Source organism: Wolbachia endosymbiont of Drosophila mauritiana, assembly GCF_004795975.1.
GTDB lineage: Bacteria > Pseudomonadota > Alphaproteobacteria > Rickettsiales > Anaplasmataceae > Wolbachia.
Genome location: NZ_CP034335.1, coordinates 1151324 through 1166860 on the forward strand (window position 1 = coordinate 1151324; position 15537 = coordinate 1166860).

15 protein-coding genes, 3 tRNA genes and 1 pseudogene are annotated in these 15537 nt (G+C 33.4%); 12 read left to right on the forward strand and 7 right to left on the reverse strand.

Features of this window, described 5'->3' with window-relative positions:
- Positions 1 to 118 precede the first annotated feature (118 nt).
- Positions 119 to 1240, forward strand: coding sequence for an alpha/beta hydrolase (locus EJB00_RS05480; protein WP_135352986.1), 1122 nt, complete (start codon positions 119 to 121; stop codon positions 1238 to 1240).
- Between the two features lie 15 nt (positions 1241 to 1255).
- Here the strand turns inward: EJB00_RS05480 and EJB00_RS05485 are convergent, their stop codons facing one another.
- The 4 genes from EJB00_RS05485 to EJB00_RS05505 all read right to left on the reverse strand — a co-directional run bounded on the left by EJB00_RS05485 (position 1256) and on the right by EJB00_RS05505 (position 3231).
- Positions 1256 to 1501, reverse strand: a complete 246-nt coding sequence (locus EJB00_RS05485; RefSeq protein ID WP_225416265.1) for a hypothetical protein — start codon at positions 1499 to 1501, stop codon at positions 1256 to 1258.
- 587 nt (positions 1502 to 2088) lie between these two features.
- Positions 2089 to 2165: transfer RNA gene (locus tag EJB00_RS05495), tRNA-Ile, on the reverse strand.
- A 39-nt stretch (positions 2166 to 2204) separates the two neighbouring features.
- On the reverse strand, positions 2205 to 2531 hold the full coding sequence (gene trxA / locus EJB00_RS05500) for a thioredoxin (RefSeq protein ID WP_007302120.1): 327 nt from the start codon (positions 2529 to 2531) through the stop codon (positions 2205 to 2207).
- 79 nt (positions 2532 to 2610) lie between these two features.
- Entirely contained in the window at positions 2611 to 3231 is a 621-nt protein-coding gene (locus EJB00_RS05505; protein WP_135352985.1) for a ribonuclease D, read from the reverse strand.
- 151 nt (positions 3232 to 3382) lie between these two features.
- Here EJB00_RS05505 and EJB00_RS05510 point away from each other — a divergent pair.
- The 4 genes from EJB00_RS05510 to EJB00_RS05525 all read left to right on the forward strand — a co-directional run bounded on the left by EJB00_RS05510 (position 3383) and on the right by EJB00_RS05525 (position 5760).
- Positions 3383 to 3455: transfer RNA gene (locus EJB00_RS05510), tRNA-Gly, on the forward strand.
- A gap of 100 nt (positions 3456 to 3555) precedes the next feature.
- Positions 3556 to 4011, forward strand: coding sequence for a hypothetical protein (locus EJB00_RS05515; RefSeq protein WP_135352984.1), 456 nt, complete (start codon positions 3556 to 3558; stop codon positions 4009 to 4011).
- A 44-nt stretch (positions 4012 to 4055) separates the two neighbouring features.
- Positions 4056 to 4940, forward strand: a complete 885-nt coding sequence (gene era, locus EJB00_RS05520) for a GTPase Era (protein ID WP_135352983.1) — start codon at positions 4056 to 4058, stop codon at positions 4938 to 4940.
- Positions 4933 to 5760, forward strand: a complete 828-nt coding sequence (locus EJB00_RS05525; protein ID WP_015587962.1) for a 3'-5' exonuclease — start codon at positions 4933 to 4935, stop codon at positions 5758 to 5760. The genes era and EJB00_RS05525 overlap by 8 nt, the downstream gene beginning before the upstream one ends.
- A 42-nt stretch (positions 5761 to 5802) precedes the next feature.
- On the opposite strand, the gene EJB00_RS05530 is transcribed toward EJB00_RS05525, so the two are convergent.
- Positions 5803 to 7116 (reverse strand): lipase family protein, encoded by a 1314-nt coding sequence (locus EJB00_RS05530; RefSeq protein WP_015587963.1) that lies wholly within the window; start codon positions 7114 to 7116, stop codon positions 5803 to 5805.
- A 335-nt stretch (positions 7117 to 7451) separates the two neighbouring features.
- Here EJB00_RS05530 and EJB00_RS05535 point away from each other — a divergent pair, with 335 nt between their 5' ends.
- The 5 genes from EJB00_RS05535 to EJB00_RS05555 all read left to right on the forward strand — a co-directional run bounded on the left by EJB00_RS05535 (position 7452) and on the right by EJB00_RS05555 (position 11049).
- Positions 7452 to 9467, forward strand: coding sequence for a WD0745 family porin (locus EJB00_RS05535; protein ID WP_135352982.1), 2016 nt, complete (start codon positions 7452 to 7454; stop codon positions 9465 to 9467).
- Positions 9468 to 9585: 118 nt separating this feature from the next.
- Entirely contained in the window at positions 9586 to 9810 is a 225-nt protein-coding gene (locus tag EJB00_RS05540; RefSeq protein WP_135352981.1) for a TA system antitoxin ParD family protein, read from the forward strand.
- Positions 9807 to 10085, forward strand: coding sequence for a type II toxin-antitoxin system RelE/ParE family toxin (locus tag EJB00_RS05545; protein WP_135352980.1), 279 nt, complete (start codon positions 9807 to 9809; stop codon positions 10083 to 10085). The genes EJB00_RS05540 and EJB00_RS05545 overlap by 4 nt, the downstream gene beginning before the upstream one ends.
- Before the next feature lie 48 nt (positions 10086 to 10133).
- The gene (locus tag EJB00_RS05550; protein WP_135352979.1) at positions 10134 to 10931 is read left to right on the forward strand and encodes a DUF2163 domain-containing protein; all 798 of its coding nucleotides are present in this window, start codon (positions 10134 to 10136) and stop codon (positions 10929 to 10931) included.
- A gap of 31 nt (positions 10932 to 10962) precedes the next feature.
- A tRNA-Ser gene (locus EJB00_RS05555) sits at positions 10963 to 11049 on the forward strand.
- Between the two features lie 1026 nt (positions 11050 to 12075).
- Here the strand turns inward: EJB00_RS05555 and EJB00_RS06235 are convergent.
- The gene (locus EJB00_RS06235) at positions 12076 to 12234 is read right to left on the reverse strand and encodes a type II toxin-antitoxin system RelE family toxin (protein ID WP_015587968.1); all 159 of its coding nucleotides are present in this window, start codon (positions 12232 to 12234) and stop codon (positions 12076 to 12078) included.
- 137 nt (positions 12235 to 12371) lie between these two features.
- On the opposite strand from EJB00_RS06235, the gene EJB00_RS05565 reads away from it, so the two are divergent.
- A complete protein-coding gene (locus EJB00_RS05565) occupies positions 12372 to 12773 on the forward strand; it encodes a hypothetical protein (protein WP_135352978.1) in 402 nt (133 codons plus the stop codon).
- On the opposite strand, the pseudogene trhO reads toward EJB00_RS05565, so the two are convergent.
- A pseudogene (gene trhO / locus EJB00_RS05570) lies at positions 12770 to 13626 on the reverse strand (oxygen-dependent tRNA uridine(34) hydroxylase TrhO). The gene EJB00_RS05565 and the pseudogene trhO overlap by 4 nt on opposite strands.
- A 130-nt stretch (positions 13627 to 13756) precedes the next feature.
- On the opposite strand from trhO, the gene EJB00_RS05575 reads away from it, so the two are divergent.
- The gene (locus EJB00_RS05575; RefSeq protein WP_015587970.1) at positions 13757 to 15355 is read left to right on the forward strand and encodes an ABC transporter permease; all 1599 of its coding nucleotides are present in this window, start codon (positions 13757 to 13759) and stop codon (positions 15353 to 15355) included.
- Positions 15356 to 15537: the final 182 nt, after the last annotated feature.

The following is a 15537-nucleotide window of genomic DNA, read 5'->3' on the forward strand; positions in this document are numbered from 1 at the left end:
CTACTACTTTAATTCCAATACATATAAAGATAGATGCGTTATTGGTTAATTTTTTAGTAAAAATTGATTTTTTTAAAAGTTCCATGTATTATTAGATCAGTGTAGTGAAAAACGCAAAATGAAGGTAACAGAAGAAAACACAATAAAAACTAGGGAAGAGTTCGTAGAAGTTCAAAATGGAATGCGAATTCAAAAGATAGTGATGTCAAACTCGAAGAGCAGTGCAGATAGCAGAAAGAAAAAGCATATAGTTTACTTTCCAGGGCTTACATATACTTTTGAAAAAGAGCCAGATGAAGACAAAAGTGAATGGAATTGGGCAGCTGAAGCAGGTATGGATGTTCACCTTATTAATTTTCCTGGTTCTGGAAAAAGCAAAGGCCATTCTTTAAACGGTCGAAATCGAGTAAATGCAGGAATTGAAGTCATTTCAGATCTTCTAAAGCAAGGCATTCACCCAGACAATATAGTACTGTATGGAAGCTGTGCTGGAGGACCAATAGCTGCGGAGGTTTATAAAAAGTTTAAAAAAGATGACAATATTCATTTAAGATGCATTATCAATAAATCCTTTAGCTCATTCAAAAAACTTGTAGTGAAATTACTACACATATCAAAACCTAAATGGCTATTTCCTCCTATAATAAAATTCATACTCAAATGCTTTGGTTGGCACTTTAAGCCACATACAATAGTAAACGATATTACTCCATACACAATTTGTTTTAATCTAGAGAACGATGGCTTTATTAGTAAGCAGGCAAATATAGGTACTAAAATTTCTGATATAGAAAAAAGTCATAGGAAAAAAAACTACCAAAAAAAAGAAACTTTTGAAGGTTTTGAGCAATACAAAGAGTTTTTCATGGAACATGCCAACTTAGCTAAAATAAAAAACCTTGAACCTGAAGTTGGAATAATGAGAAAATGCTGGAATAAGTTTCTATCGTTACTACCTATTAAGGCAGATGATATTCACTTTTCTCCGATTACAGAATTGTGCTCATCAAGTGAACACAAATACACTCTTCCTGAGCTAACTTCACTCTTTTTAGAATTCACAGATGATTACTTCAAAAAGAAGGGCTCGCTCAATCAGGAGATAAAAACAGAAGTGATATTTGAAAAGAATAGTGAAAAAGAAATAGAGGAAAAGAAACAGTATTTTACCAATTTAAAGAATTATTCAATAAGTCAGAGTATATCTAAAAAGCTAACATCTCTGCAAATATTGAAATAAGTGTTTCTTTTGTGATTAAAAAAACATTGCATCTAGAGTATCTGCCATAAGTGATAATTTTGTGCTTTCATCATAGAGATTGTTTTCACTAGCTAATAATTTCTCACTAATTTGTGGATAAAGTTTAGAAACGTACTTCTCATAGCATTTATCTAGGCATTTTTGGTCTGTCCGTTTTGCTTTGTAGGAATGGCATTTCTGCTTACATTGATTATATCTAAATTCAATCCCTTTCTCTTTGTTTGATGCTTGTTGTTCCATAATATTCTTCAATTTAAATGCTATTAATATTAGCATACAAATATGAACATTATGCTAATATCATTACTTTTTAGGTATACATGGCAAATTTATGCCTGGAAACAGTTTTTGGTTATTTCCTAGATTTTCTTTATAAAAACCAAAGGCGCCAGTTGGTTTTTATTAGCTAAGGTAAAGGTCAAATATCTGGAATTCTGAACATAAAATCCTCCTGTATAAAAAGATTAGAAAAAAATGCAGCGCATATATGACAGACGTGTATATACGCTGAAAAAGATACGCTACGTTTTTTATTGAAAAGTTAATTGAAAGTCTGCAGACAAAGATAAATTTTTGAGCTCTTAAAATATCTCTAACTTTAATTATAATTAGATTGAAAATACGCGGAAGTAATTTTTTGACAATAGATTTCTTTCATAACCAGGCGTCATCCCAGCTGGGATCCAATAAGAAAACCGCGCTGGAACTTTTGAATTCCAGTTATGCAAGGAATCTAATATCATGGAGTTTTCAAACACTAACAACCACGTACTATAACAAGGCAAAAATTTTACGTAAGAGGGTAGGCCTTGCAATTGTATCAATAGTGGTGGGATTGGTAGGACTCGAACCTACGACCAATTCGTTATGAGCGAACTGCTCTAACCGACTGAGCTACAATCCCTTTTATCAACACCTATAATACACGCAAAAGGAAATTTGTCTACTCGCTTATTTCACTATCAACCCAACTGTGTAAATCATTTATTGCGCCAATTTTGCGTGCAATTTCCTTACCATCTTGAAATATGATTAAAGTAGGTATAGATTGAACTCCATACTTACTTGGCACCTCAGTTTCTCCATCTATGTCGAACTTGCAGATCTTGATCTTGCCTTTTCTATCCTCAGCCAATTGCTCGATACGTGGCATCAGACTTTTGCATGGTCCACACCATTCTGCCCAAAAATCTACCAGCACAAATCCTTTGTGGTTAGCAACTTCAGATTCGAAATTTTGATCATTTACCGCTTTAATATCATCACTCATAAAATACCTAAATTTTTATAAATATAGCGTATCAATTAACAGCTGATCAACTAAATTTTTTTGGATTCAAGTGAAGTGATTATATCTGATGATTAAAGATATCTACATTCCCCCAACCCATTGAATCTAGCTCAATACGAGTAAGAAGAAACTCAAAGCACTTTTCGGCTAATTCTTTTCTATTTTCACGTTCTAGCATTAAATCTAGCTTTTCCTTTATTCTATGAAGATATAAAACATCAGATGCAGCATAACTTTTTTGCTTGTCTGTTAAATTTTCATTTCCCCAATCAGAAGATTGTTGTTGCTTATTTAATTTTATATCAAGTAGTTCTAAGCACAACTCTTTTAAGCTATGACTATCTGTATAAGTGCGAACTAAACGTGAGGCTATTTTCGTGCAATAGCAAGGCAGTGCCCAAGTTTTTAAATAATAATGTATTATGCTTACATCAAACCGCGCAAAGTGAAATATTTTGGTTATATTTTTATCCTCTAATATTTTTCTCAAATTTGGAGCTGTATAATCGTTTTTGAATTGAACTAAGTGAGCGTTGCCATCATTGAAAGAGAGCTGAACAAGGCATAATCTATCTCTGCTATGAAGTAGACCCATTGCCTCTGTATCAACAGCTATAGATTTTATATCATTCGGTATTGCACTGGCTGGCAGATCGTCTTTATATATAAATATTCTCATAAATTTAATATGTTTTATAACACATACAATAATCAAAAATGAGTTTTAAGTATACGAAAAGATCATAGAAAACGTGCTCTCATGATTTTCATGTATGTAGGGTTTACAAATTATGATATGCACCTATAATAAGAATAAGTAAATTTTCATTGCGGGAGTGGCTCAGTTGGTAGAGCGCAACCTTGCCAAGGTTGAGGTCGAGGGTTCGAACCCCTTCTCCCGCTCTTCTTTTAACATAAAAAAATTGCTTCACTTATTCAACTAGTTCAGCCATGCTTAAAGTAGCTAAAAGCTTTTTAGAAAATTATTATTTAAGAGGGTTATATGGACAATGATACTAAAAGAATGTTATTTAGATTAGGTATAGCTACAACAATAGGAGCACTTACAGGTTTAGGACTCAGTTTTACAGCTCTATCACCTTTAGTAATGGGTGGAATTGTTGCTGCGATTCCGGCAGCCTTACTTGCATGTCGGATAATCTCTAATAGAGGACTCTCCAAAGAAGTCTTTTTTCAGACTGCTTGTTTTTGTGCTGTAGGTACTGCAATTGGAGTTGGTCTTGCTGCAGCTGCAATGGCTATTTTCCCTGGTGCAATGCTTGGAATGGGATCGGCAGCTTTAGCAGGTGGGTTGATAGCACCCATATCAGTAATCGCAGGGTTAAGTGCAATAGCTTATATTATTGAACCAATAGCTAAAAAAGTGAATGAGTATATTATATCACCTGTAGTTGAATGTTTTTCTTCAAAAGGGGAAGAGAAAGAGCAAGTTATATAATAATCAATTGACGTTAGCATTCGGTTTTCTTTATAATTTTCTTTGTGAAAGAAGAAAAGTGCTTATTTGTAACGATAGCTGGTTTGCCAAATGCTGGAAAGTCAACGCTAATTAACAGTATCGTAGGCAAGAAAATTGCAATTGTCACCCCTAAAGTGCAGACAACAAGGACGCAGGTAAGGGGTGTTGCTATATGCAACAATGCGCAAATTGTTTTTACTGACTCTCCAGGAGTGTTTTCAGCAGAAACAAATCTTGAAAAAGCTTTAGTCAAATCTGCATGGGGAGCAGTTAAGGATAGTGACATTACTTTGTTGCTTGTTGATGTAAACAATTACCTAAAAAATATAGAAAGAATAAAAACGATATTTGCACGACTGGAGCGCACAAAAGGCAGATGCATTTTGGTTATCAATAAAACTGATTTAGTAAAGAAATCAGAGCTCAAGATGGCACATGAGCACCTAAATTTGCTTTATAAGTTTGAAAAAATTTTTACGATATCGGCACTGAAGAATGATGGACTTTCTAATTTGATGAATTACTTATCTGAAATTGCACCGATAAGCCCTTGGTTCTATGAAGAAGATCAAGTAACCGATTCCTCAGCTGATTTTTTATCAGCAGAAATTACAAGAGAGAAGTTATTCTTGAACCTACGTGAAGAATTGCCATACTCTACAGCTGTTATAACTGAACAATTTAAGGAAAAAAAAGATAAGAGTTTAGTCATAAAACAGATCATATTTGTATTGAAAGATAATCATAAGAAAATAGTGCTAGGAAAAGACGGCAGTAGCATAAAAAAAATTAATATCGAGGCGCGTACAGAATTGGAAAAGTTATTTGAGTGCAAAGTTCATCTCTTTTTGTTCGTAAAAGTGCGACCTTGGACTGATCGCCCTGAGGAATATATAAGTAATGCTTAATTCTTTGTTGGTATTTGATATTGAAACTATACCAGATGTAAATTCCTGTAAGAATTTACTAAATATTAGTGATGATAGCAGTGTAGAAGAAAAGAGGGACGCATTAACAAAATATCATCTTGAAATAACAAACGGGCAAAACTCTTTTCTGCGTCAGCCCTTCCACCTTGTTGTAGTCATTAGTTTTTTACTTTGTAATATAACACGCCAGAGCGGTTATGAAATGTTCACACTACAAGAAATAAGATCTGGAGGCACAGTAAACTCCAATGAAAAAGAGCTAGTAAAGGGATTTTTTAACTACATATCAGAGAAAAAGCCAAGACTAGTTTCGTTCAATGGACGCACTTTTGATATACCGGTACTGAAGTACCGTGCTATGGTTCATGACATTCAAGCAGAATATTTTCACAAAGCTGGCGATAAGTGGAATAGTTACAATCAGAGGTACAGTAGTGATTGGCATTGTGATTTGCTTGAATCTCTCTCTGATTTTGGAGCTTCTGCAAGAATGAAGATGAACGAAGTTTGCGCAGCATTTAATCTTCCCGGCAAGATTGGAGTTGATGGTTCACAAGTTATGGGCTTATATGATAGTGGCAAAATACAAGAGATTCGCGATTATTGTGAAACAGATGTGATTAACACTTATTTAATTTACTTGAGATTCATGCATCATCAAGGAAGAATTACTACAGAAAGCTATAATAAGAGCATAGAAGAACTGCTTTTGGAATGCGAAAAAAAAGAACACCTAAAGAAATTTAAAGAAGAATGGAAAATAACTTCTGGTGAAAATTTTTATATTGAATGTAAATGAACAGATGCTATGGAGCAATCTAATGATTGCTCCATATAGTAGTTATAAACTCCTTGTAGTAGAAAAGACATTTTGATATGCCATCTGCTTAACTTCTGCTTGTTCAAACTTAGAAAAATTTTCTAAATTTTTATCTTGGTATTCCTTTTTTACTTTCTCGAAAAAATTTTGCCTACCAAGAATATAATCACCTAAATTAGCAGCATAATATTGAGCATTACCTAAAACTGCACAGTTAATTCGACTTAATATTCTCGAAGGGTAGTAAAAGAGAGAAACATTATTGTTTGACTGGAAGTCATTTTCATCCATTATTTTAATGGCTTCATGATAACCATCTACTTGATGAACAAAACATCTTTCAGGTGCTGATATTCTCAATTGTGCACCTACATGAGCATAACCACAAATACCAGGTGATATCGCTGGTACTGGGTCTTGTCTATGTTGAGTTACTCTAATGGTTTTTTCTTGAAGAACATCATTATAAAATTCACTAGCAGTAAGATCAAAAACTCGTGGATCACCAAAAGTTGCAACATGAACATCTTCAGCTCCTTCTGTTTTATTGAGGGATAAAGCAGCTATCTTAGCAATAGCTCCTCCCATACTGTGACCTGTGAGATTAATTTTAAGATCTTTGACTTCTGATCCCTGTTTTTCAGCATGAGATTTCAAAATGCCATAAAGATTAGGCCATGAATCCACAAATGAATTATAAAATCCTCTATGCATTCTTCCACCGTTAGGTAAAAGTTCTGAAGTAGTAAAAACTACATTTATATCAGTGATTCCATCGTTTACACCATGGCTCAAACGAGTACCATGGTAAGCTATTGTTATTTCTTTACCTTTTATAAAAACATGACCAGCATCTTTTTCAAAGCTATTACCAAATGGAGTAATTTCATAACCTTCGCTGATAAGTTCAGCTCTAGTTTTATACATTTTTTCAGTAGATGGAACAATTTCAAAATCTTCTACAATTTCAAATTCAGTTTTGTATACTCTTTGAGCTAGGTTGTTACATCTTTTTTTACTTAATTTACCATCATCATCGCCATAGCTTATCTTGCAGAAATTACCCATTTCTAATAATTTCTCTCTATCAAATCCTGCAATTTTTATAATACTTTCATCTGTTTTATAGTCAGAAGGTAAAGAACATGGCTCATTTGGATCAGCACGATTTATAAATTCATAATCTTCAATGATCTCAAATTCATCGTCATATTCTTTCATCTCGTATTTGCCATCATCTACTGAAATAGAGTCTGGCTGTTCAGTATTATCTGGCTCTGAGTCTGTAGCAGCACCTGTAGTGCTAAACCAATTTCGTAAAAAACTAAAATCCATAAATACCTTGATTATTAAAAATAAAACAATAACTCACTAATTATAATATAAACTAAATATTATTGTCAATAGTTATATTAATATTTTAACCTTTGTGTACTTTCACTTGAGTAAATTTTACTTCCGTAGAAATAGAATAAGTATAGAGTTATAATACACTAACAAGCAAACCTCTGTGCTAAATTTTGGTTAATATACAAGTTGAGCATATTAAGAAAGTTGCTTTTAAAGTATTGCATTTTACTTTTATTTTCGCTATAAGGTTGCTTTAAGTTGAATTTTCAACATTTTTATACTATTTATGTTATGATTTTGAAATTTTTTGGGGGCACTTCATGAAAAAATCTATTTATACTAGAACTGCTCTAGTTTCTCTATTAACTTTATGTTCTTTCAGTGGCTTTGCTGGTGACTTTTCTGACGAGAGTATAAAGGAAGTAAAAAAGCAAGAGAGTAACGAGTCAATCAAAGCTTCTGGAAAGATGGAAGTGATGAAGACGTCAAATAAAAAACTAAAAGAAAAAATGGACAGGATATGTAATGCTGATCCAAGGAAAAAAGCTGAAGAGCTTAAGAAAAAAGAAGAACTAAGATTAGCAGCTGAACAGAAGAAAAAAGAAGAGTTAAAATTAGCAGCTGAACAAAAGAAGAAAAAAGAAGAGCTAAAATTAGCAGCTGAACAAAAGAAAAAAGAAGAAATTAGGCTAGCAAATGAGAAAAAAGCAAAACTTATAGAAGCTTCAAAAGCGAAAGCCCTGAAAGTTAAAAATTCTAATGTAGAAAAGTCAAAAATTAAGGGTTCTAAAACTAAGAATGCTAAAATTGAAGCTAAAGATATAAAAAAGGATGTAAAAGTTATTAATAGCAATACAGAGGAAAAAGGTAAGGCAAGTCCTGTTGTTTCAGTTGGTGGTGTCGATATTATTGATACTAACCAAGGAAAGGATGGCTTAAGGATAACTTTCGGTGGTGTTATTGATTCTCAAGGTTATGGTAACTATGGGCTAAGTGGCTATGAGCATTATAATATTATGCCGGGAAAATATACAGATTATTTTAATAATACTGAAGATAGTATAAAAGGAGCAAATCTAATATTTCCTAAAGGGATAGGAAATATTGGTGATTACAGCGAAAACATGGGCATGATTTCAGATGCAATATTGCACTTAAGAGCTGAAAACAAAAATGAAGACTTAGGACTTGTTTATGGCGCCAATGTGCAATTTCATGTTCCAGTTACTGAAGGTAAAGGAGCATCACAAGGTGTGAATGCTGCAAGAGGTAGAAGTGCACATTTGTTTTTGAACTCAAAATATGGTGATCTGAAACTTGGCTATCAGTTTGGTCCTGAGTCTCTGATGAGACTTGATGCAACAAGAGTTGCAACCGTTGACGGAGCTGCAGATAGTGATTGGTTTAGAAAAGTGAATTTAGAAGGAAGTGCTGCAAACTTTCCATTTTACGTAACACCACGTCTTTATACTGAAAGCTTCTCGAGCGAGAGCGAAAAACTCTCCTTCCGTATGGCAGGAAAGTATAACAAAGAGGTTATGACCACATTGCCGTTTAGAGTTGCTTACTACTCACCAAGTTATATGGGCGCAAGATTTGGTCTTAGCTACTCACCTCGCTATGATAATAATTTATTCATTGTGAAAGAAGAGAATGATGTAAGACATGTTGGACCAGATTATGAGCATATAGTAAGTTCTGGTACATCGTATGAATATGATTTTAGTCAGCATAATATAAAAGTTAAAACTTCTGTAGTTGGTGAGTATGGTAAGGCAAAAGAACCAAATAAAGATAAGCATCTTTATAAGGAATTTGTGGAGTACAATGACCTGATGGGTGTTAACTTAGGTGCAAGCGCTGATTATAAGATTGATGAAGATCAAGCCGTAAAATTTGCTGCCTCTTTTGCATATTTGGGCAAGTCTGGTCAACCAAAGGATATTAAAATCAAAGATGGTGGTAATGGCTATAAACAAATTCCTGAAAAGGATGTTCACAGCGAAGATAATGAAGAGTATAAAAGAATTGCAGGCTTAGCTCAATTCGATAACAATACCATGTATTGGACTGCAGGGGCTGGTTATCAATATGAAAATGTCTACACAAGCTTGACATACTTTGGCAGTAGAATCAATGATGGAGATATGCTTCATGATGTTGCACTTGGTGTTCAATATGATCTATCTTCTTGCAATAAGAGCAAGTTTGTTCCTTATGCAGCTCTTCATTACTTTAGAACTGATGAAAAAGGCGCAGTAAAAGATAAAAATGAAGCTAATGTACCTTCTAACCAAGGAGTTCTTTTACTTACTGGTGTGAAGTTTTCTTTCTAATTGGTCTTAGTAATACACACCACAATTTAATGTGGTGTGTACTTCCAGATGAAAATTATTTATATTGAAAAAATTTCCAATATATGGTATAATAGCTTAAAGTAGAAGTAACAATATCATGGATATAACAGTAAATCTTGATGGAGAATTTGAGGAAATAGTACAATCTCATTCCATGTTACAAAATCGTTCCGTACCACAACAAATTGAGCATTGGGCTAAAATTGGTCAAGTTGTTGAAGATAACCCTGAGCTAAGCTATAACATCATTAAAGAAATCCTTTCAGGCATCGAAGATGCAAAATCAGGTGATGTTGAGGAGTATAAATCTACAAAATTTTGAAGGTTCTTCTTACCAACACTTTTAAGCAGTCAATGAAAAAGCTGCATAACAGTCAACTACCTAAACTTGAAGAAGCTATCAAGCAAATTAAAGATAATCCATGTATCGGAGAACTAAAGTCAGGTGACCTTGCAGGTGTTCGTGTATACAAATTCTCTATTTTTAATCAACTTACTTTGTTAGCTTATTTTTATAATGAACAAAATAATGAATTAACACTTCTTGCCCTTGCTCCACATGAGAATTTTTATAGAGATCTGAAGAAGCGAGTTTAGTCAACATAGCAACCGTTTCTTTTCTACCATTATTTATAGGAGGCCCCTATGCAAACCAAATTAAAAAGTCATTTAGCTGGAGAATTACTTATCATCGCTACTTGCTGGAAATTAACACTTGTAGGTGGAGAAGTAATGGGATTTACTGACTATGATGAAGATTTAAATCTCAATAATATACTCTATAAATCTTCAAGCGGTTTTATAGCCAGCAGTATAATATTAAATAGCGATTTGAGAACTGATAATCTAGAAATTGAAGGAATATTAAATAGTGCTGATATTAAAGAAAAAGATGCTTTATCAGGAAGGTATGACTTTGCAAATATTGAAATATTTCTTGTGAATTATAAAGATTTGAGTCAGGGAATTATGAATTTGCATGCAGGAACTTTTGGTAAAGTAACATTAAATAGTGGGAGGTTTATCGCTGAAATTAGAGGTCTTGCGACAAAGCTTGAGAGAAGCATAACAGAGCTATATTCTCCTGTATGCAGGGCACAATTTTGCGATGATAGATGTAAAGCTGATGCTAAAAAGTTTAGTAGAATGAGCACAATTACTAAAGTGATAGATGAAAGAAGATTTGAAGACACTAATTTAATCGAAAGTGATGGATATTATAAGCACGGAGTGGTAAAATTCTTTAGTTCAGCAACATTTGAAGTTGTAGTTAAAGAATACAAAAATAAAGTAGTTACATTATTTGCTTCTCCTCCATATCAAATTTCTACCGGAGATAAATATTTGATACTTGCAGGTTGTGATAAAGCGTTTTTAACGTGCAAAAACAAGTTTAACAATACTGTAAATTTCCGTGGCGAACCATATATACCAGTTGTTTAGCAGCATAATTTTTAATATTATGAATAAGTATGGAAAGGTGGCTGAGCGGTCTAAAGCACACGCTTGGAAAGCGTGCACATATGAAAATATGTCGGGGGTTCGAATCCCCCCTTTTCCGCACATTATTTCTAGTATAACATAGGATTTTCCGTTTTGTTCTTGAACGTAATAACCATATAGCATTAGCACTTCAGCTCCGCAATTTTTCAGAGTCATCTACGTCAATAAAAGAATAGAGTTGATGTTCATCAAGTTGCAGAGCCTTCTTGACTTTTGATGACGAAGAGTAGTTGTTATCATAGAAATACAATCCAGTAGCCAGCATACCTTCCCTATTCCTAATAATGTCTTGCAATACGTCTGTGTCATTTCTCCCTAAAAGCTAATATTGGTATATATTTAACCTATCATAATCTATCAATATAATTCTTTATTGAAAATTTTACGAAAAAATAAAGAAGCCTCACACTTTTTTGTTAAATAGACATGTAATCGTATTCATCCAAAGATGATTCCTTTATTGTCTTTTGTGGATCAAATGGTTCAGAACTTAGATTATATATATTATTACATCTTGCCTTGCATATAGATCGCCCGGCAGGATCATACCAAGAATGTCTCTTCACATTTTCTGTGGCAGAGATTATGGAGTACTCGTTGCTCGTCTATCCAAGAAAATAATTTTTGTGTAGATTCTTGCATCTTACTTTCACTCGTAAAAGGATAAGTATGGTAGTTTTGTGTATTTTTTGACATAACATTCTCCTTAATTAAAATTAACATAATTTTAACATATGAGTACTACTAATAGTATGATTGCTTTTTAATACAGTTTTTACGAAAGTTAAAACAAATAATATACACTATACAGCCCTCCTTCCTCTTCACCTTAGGTGGCTTTGCTCAGCTCAAAAATAACTCATTTTTTTGGCTATCCCCTATAATTTTACTACTCTACAGAGACAGCTACTATAAAATAGGCTCTAATAACGAATTAGAGATCACCGTTACAAAGAATAGGAGTGGATCAACCGGAAAGGTTACAGTAAATTAATACTGGAAGGATATTAGTATGGAGCCTCAGATTCGTAAATGTCTTTTCTGTGTTTTATTGAAACAATGGTTACTTCATACTTTGCAGCATTTACATGATACGATAATCGCCAGTTCTCAGTCTTCTGTATCCTTTGAGTTTGTAACAAAACGATTCACCAAAATCAATTGGATTAACTGCAAGTCGCTCTTTTACTATCTCTTCAACTCTTAACTTTATTGTTTTTGGAAAAGCTCTTCTTACTAACATTTTCAGGAATTTAATCTTATAGCGCTTTAGTCTCACCTATAGTGGTAAGATTATCTACTTATTCTTGTATGGAAATTTACCAATTTTTAAGATGCTCAGTGTAATAAAAACATATTCTAATAGTATGGAAAAATAAAATGGGTTTTGAAAAATATGTAAACGATGGTATTATAAATTTATATGATTTGCGTAACGACACAAGTAACAAAGAAATATGTAAGCTTATCGATTTTATAAAAGAAAGAAAAGATATCAAAGAATTTGGTTTTGGAGATCATGATACTAGTCATAACATAAAATCTAGAAGAGGTAATAATATGAAACCTAGATGCATAGGTGTAGGAATTGGTTTAGTTGCTGGTCTAGTTGCAGGATGTTGTTTAGGGCAAGAAACTTTAACTCTTATTGGCGTTTCTGGTGTAGTGTTGATTGCATTTGCTATAGTTGGTGCATTACTTGGAGCTGGAGCGGGCTATGTCATAGGTAAATGCCTTGACAAAATTAAGGTTACAAATATGCAAGAAGCAATAAGTTGTTAAAGGTTCGTGTTATATTCTGAATTTCTTTCAATACTTAAAGATTTACAATCAGAGCAAACCACTTGGCCACGTGGAACTGATTTCAGCTCATCAGTTGAAACTTTACTTGAGCAGAATATGTATTTTATTTTATCACTTGGGGCGAGTGAGTGATCAACAGCAATTCTATCATCAAAAACAAAACACTCGCCTTCCCAATTACCACTTTTATTACCAGTTTTTTCAAGATAGGAAAGAATACCGCCTTTAAGATGGTAAACATCTTTAAATCCAACGCTTTTCATATATGCTGTAAATTTCTCACATCTGATTCCACCAGTACAGTACATAGCTACTTTCAGGTCTTTACTCTCAGAAAATGACTCTGCCCACTGAGGAAAATCGCGAAAACGTTGAGTGTGTGGATTGATTGCATTTTTAAACTTGCCTAATTTTACTTCGTATTCATTTCGTGTGTCTATTACTAAAACGTTAGGTTGAGAGATAAAATCATCCCAATATTCTGGATCAACGTACTGACCTCTAACGAAAGTATCGAGATTACTTACACCAAGATTTACAATTTCTCTTTTTAATCTTACTTTCATCTTACTTTCATCTTACTAAATGGTTGATATTCTGCCGAGCTCTCTTTCCACGTAAGACCTTTCAGCCTGTCATCAGAACGTAGAAAATCAAATATTTTATCAATTGCGCTCCTTTCTCCAGATACGGTTGCATTGATACCCTCTTCTGCAAGAAGTATAGTGCCTTTTAATTCAACATTGTCGCATGCAACTTTTATTTCGTCTTTCATGTCATAATAATTAGAGAGTTTTACAAAATGATAGAAAGTTGCAATGACAAAACTCATAATTAATTAGTTTATCGATTTAAAACATAATATATAAAATTATGAAGATATTCAATAGGACGGCTGTTAATTACTGGATATCTTTAGTTTTTGCATATAACATTTTAATATCAAATATAGATTCAAGTTAATGTTTCTGAGAGTATTTAAAAATATATTCTTGTTTTTAGTAAGTGTATTATTTGTCTGCCCTATACTATCGTTAATATCGATTCTATTTACAGAATCAGCAAACTCTGGATGGGTAATTAGTAGACTTTTTCCTGAATATATACTCAATACGTTGATTTTGATGGTAGGAGTAGGGTTAATATCCTTTATATTTGGAGTAATTCCAGCTTGGCTTACTACATTTTTTTCGTTTCCCGGAAGTAGAATTTTTGAGATTGCCTTATTCTTTCCGATATCAATTCCTGGATATATAGTATCGTTTGTTTATGTAAACACGTTAGAGTTTTCAGGTCCAATTCAGAGCTTGTTAAGAGATACTTTTCAATTGAGCAAAGGTAACTATTGGTTTCCCGAGATCAAATCCCTAGGTGGTGGAATATTAGTAATGGGATTTAGTCTATATCCATACGTTTATATGTTGGTCCGCTCAAGTCTAAAGAGCGTTAGTAACTCAGTCACTATTGCATCAACACTTGGGTTCTCCTCATTACAGAGCCTGTTTTCTGTCATCATACCCTCCATACGTCCATCAATTATAGCTGGGTTATCCTTGGTACTAATGGAAGTAATTACAGATTTCGGCACACCACAGTTTCTTGCTATCGATACTTTCACGACAGGAATATACCGTACTTGGTTTTTACTGCATGACAAATATTCAACTACTGTTTTGGCAGTTGCAGAACTGATTTTCGTTGCAACACTAATAGTTATCGAGAAAAAACTACAAAAAAGAGAAATATCTTACTCTTCAATCAATACTAATGCAGATTATCACAATAAACGTAGTATAAACGGTTCTATATCGTTGATCTTTTCTTATCTTATGTGTGTATTGCCGATATTAATAGGCTTTATTTTACCAATGATTCCACTTATATATTGGAGCATAGAGAAAGGCTTTTTCATATACGAAGCAAGATTTTATAATATAATAACAAACAGTATTAGTTTATCATTTATTACCGCGCTAATCTCGATCAGCATTGCAATAATTATTGGATATACAGCACGTAAAAATAAGGTAATAAGCAATATAGCACGTCTCATTTCTCTTGGATATGCAATTCCAAATGCAATTATTGCAATTAGCATAATAATGTTTTTAAGCAGAATATCTTCTTTCATTACTCAATATATTGTAGAAATTAGCTTGGTAGGAACTATTGGCGCATTAGTTTACTCATATTTATTTCGTTTTTTTGCTATATCTTTCAAGGCGATAGAGTCGGGACTCAAAAAAACACCAAATGAAATTGAATGGACTGCATATACTATGGGTCATGGGCCTATTTCCACGTGCCTGAATATTCATATTCCCCTTATCAAGAAAAGCATACTATCGGGATTTCTGCTCGTGTTTATGGATACGGTAAAAGAACTCACGGCAACACTAATTATCAGACCATTTAATTTTGAAACTATATCAACTAGAGTATATGAACTTGTCAGCGATGAGCGTTACAGAGAAGCTGCCCCATTTTCGTTAATGATAGTTATTATAGGTTTAACCTCTACAATAATCTTATTCACACTTGATGATAAGAATCAAAAATAAACTATTTTGCATCTGTTCAGCAGAGTAACAAAATAAGATAGACGAAAAAAGACAACTATAGAAGCAAATGGTCAGTGCTTTCGTGTTTATCAACTTAGTTGGATCTCAGTATCAGCTACTCGGATGACATTATGGAAGCTCAAATGATAAAACAAGAAGCATTGGTTTCAGATGCACTTGAA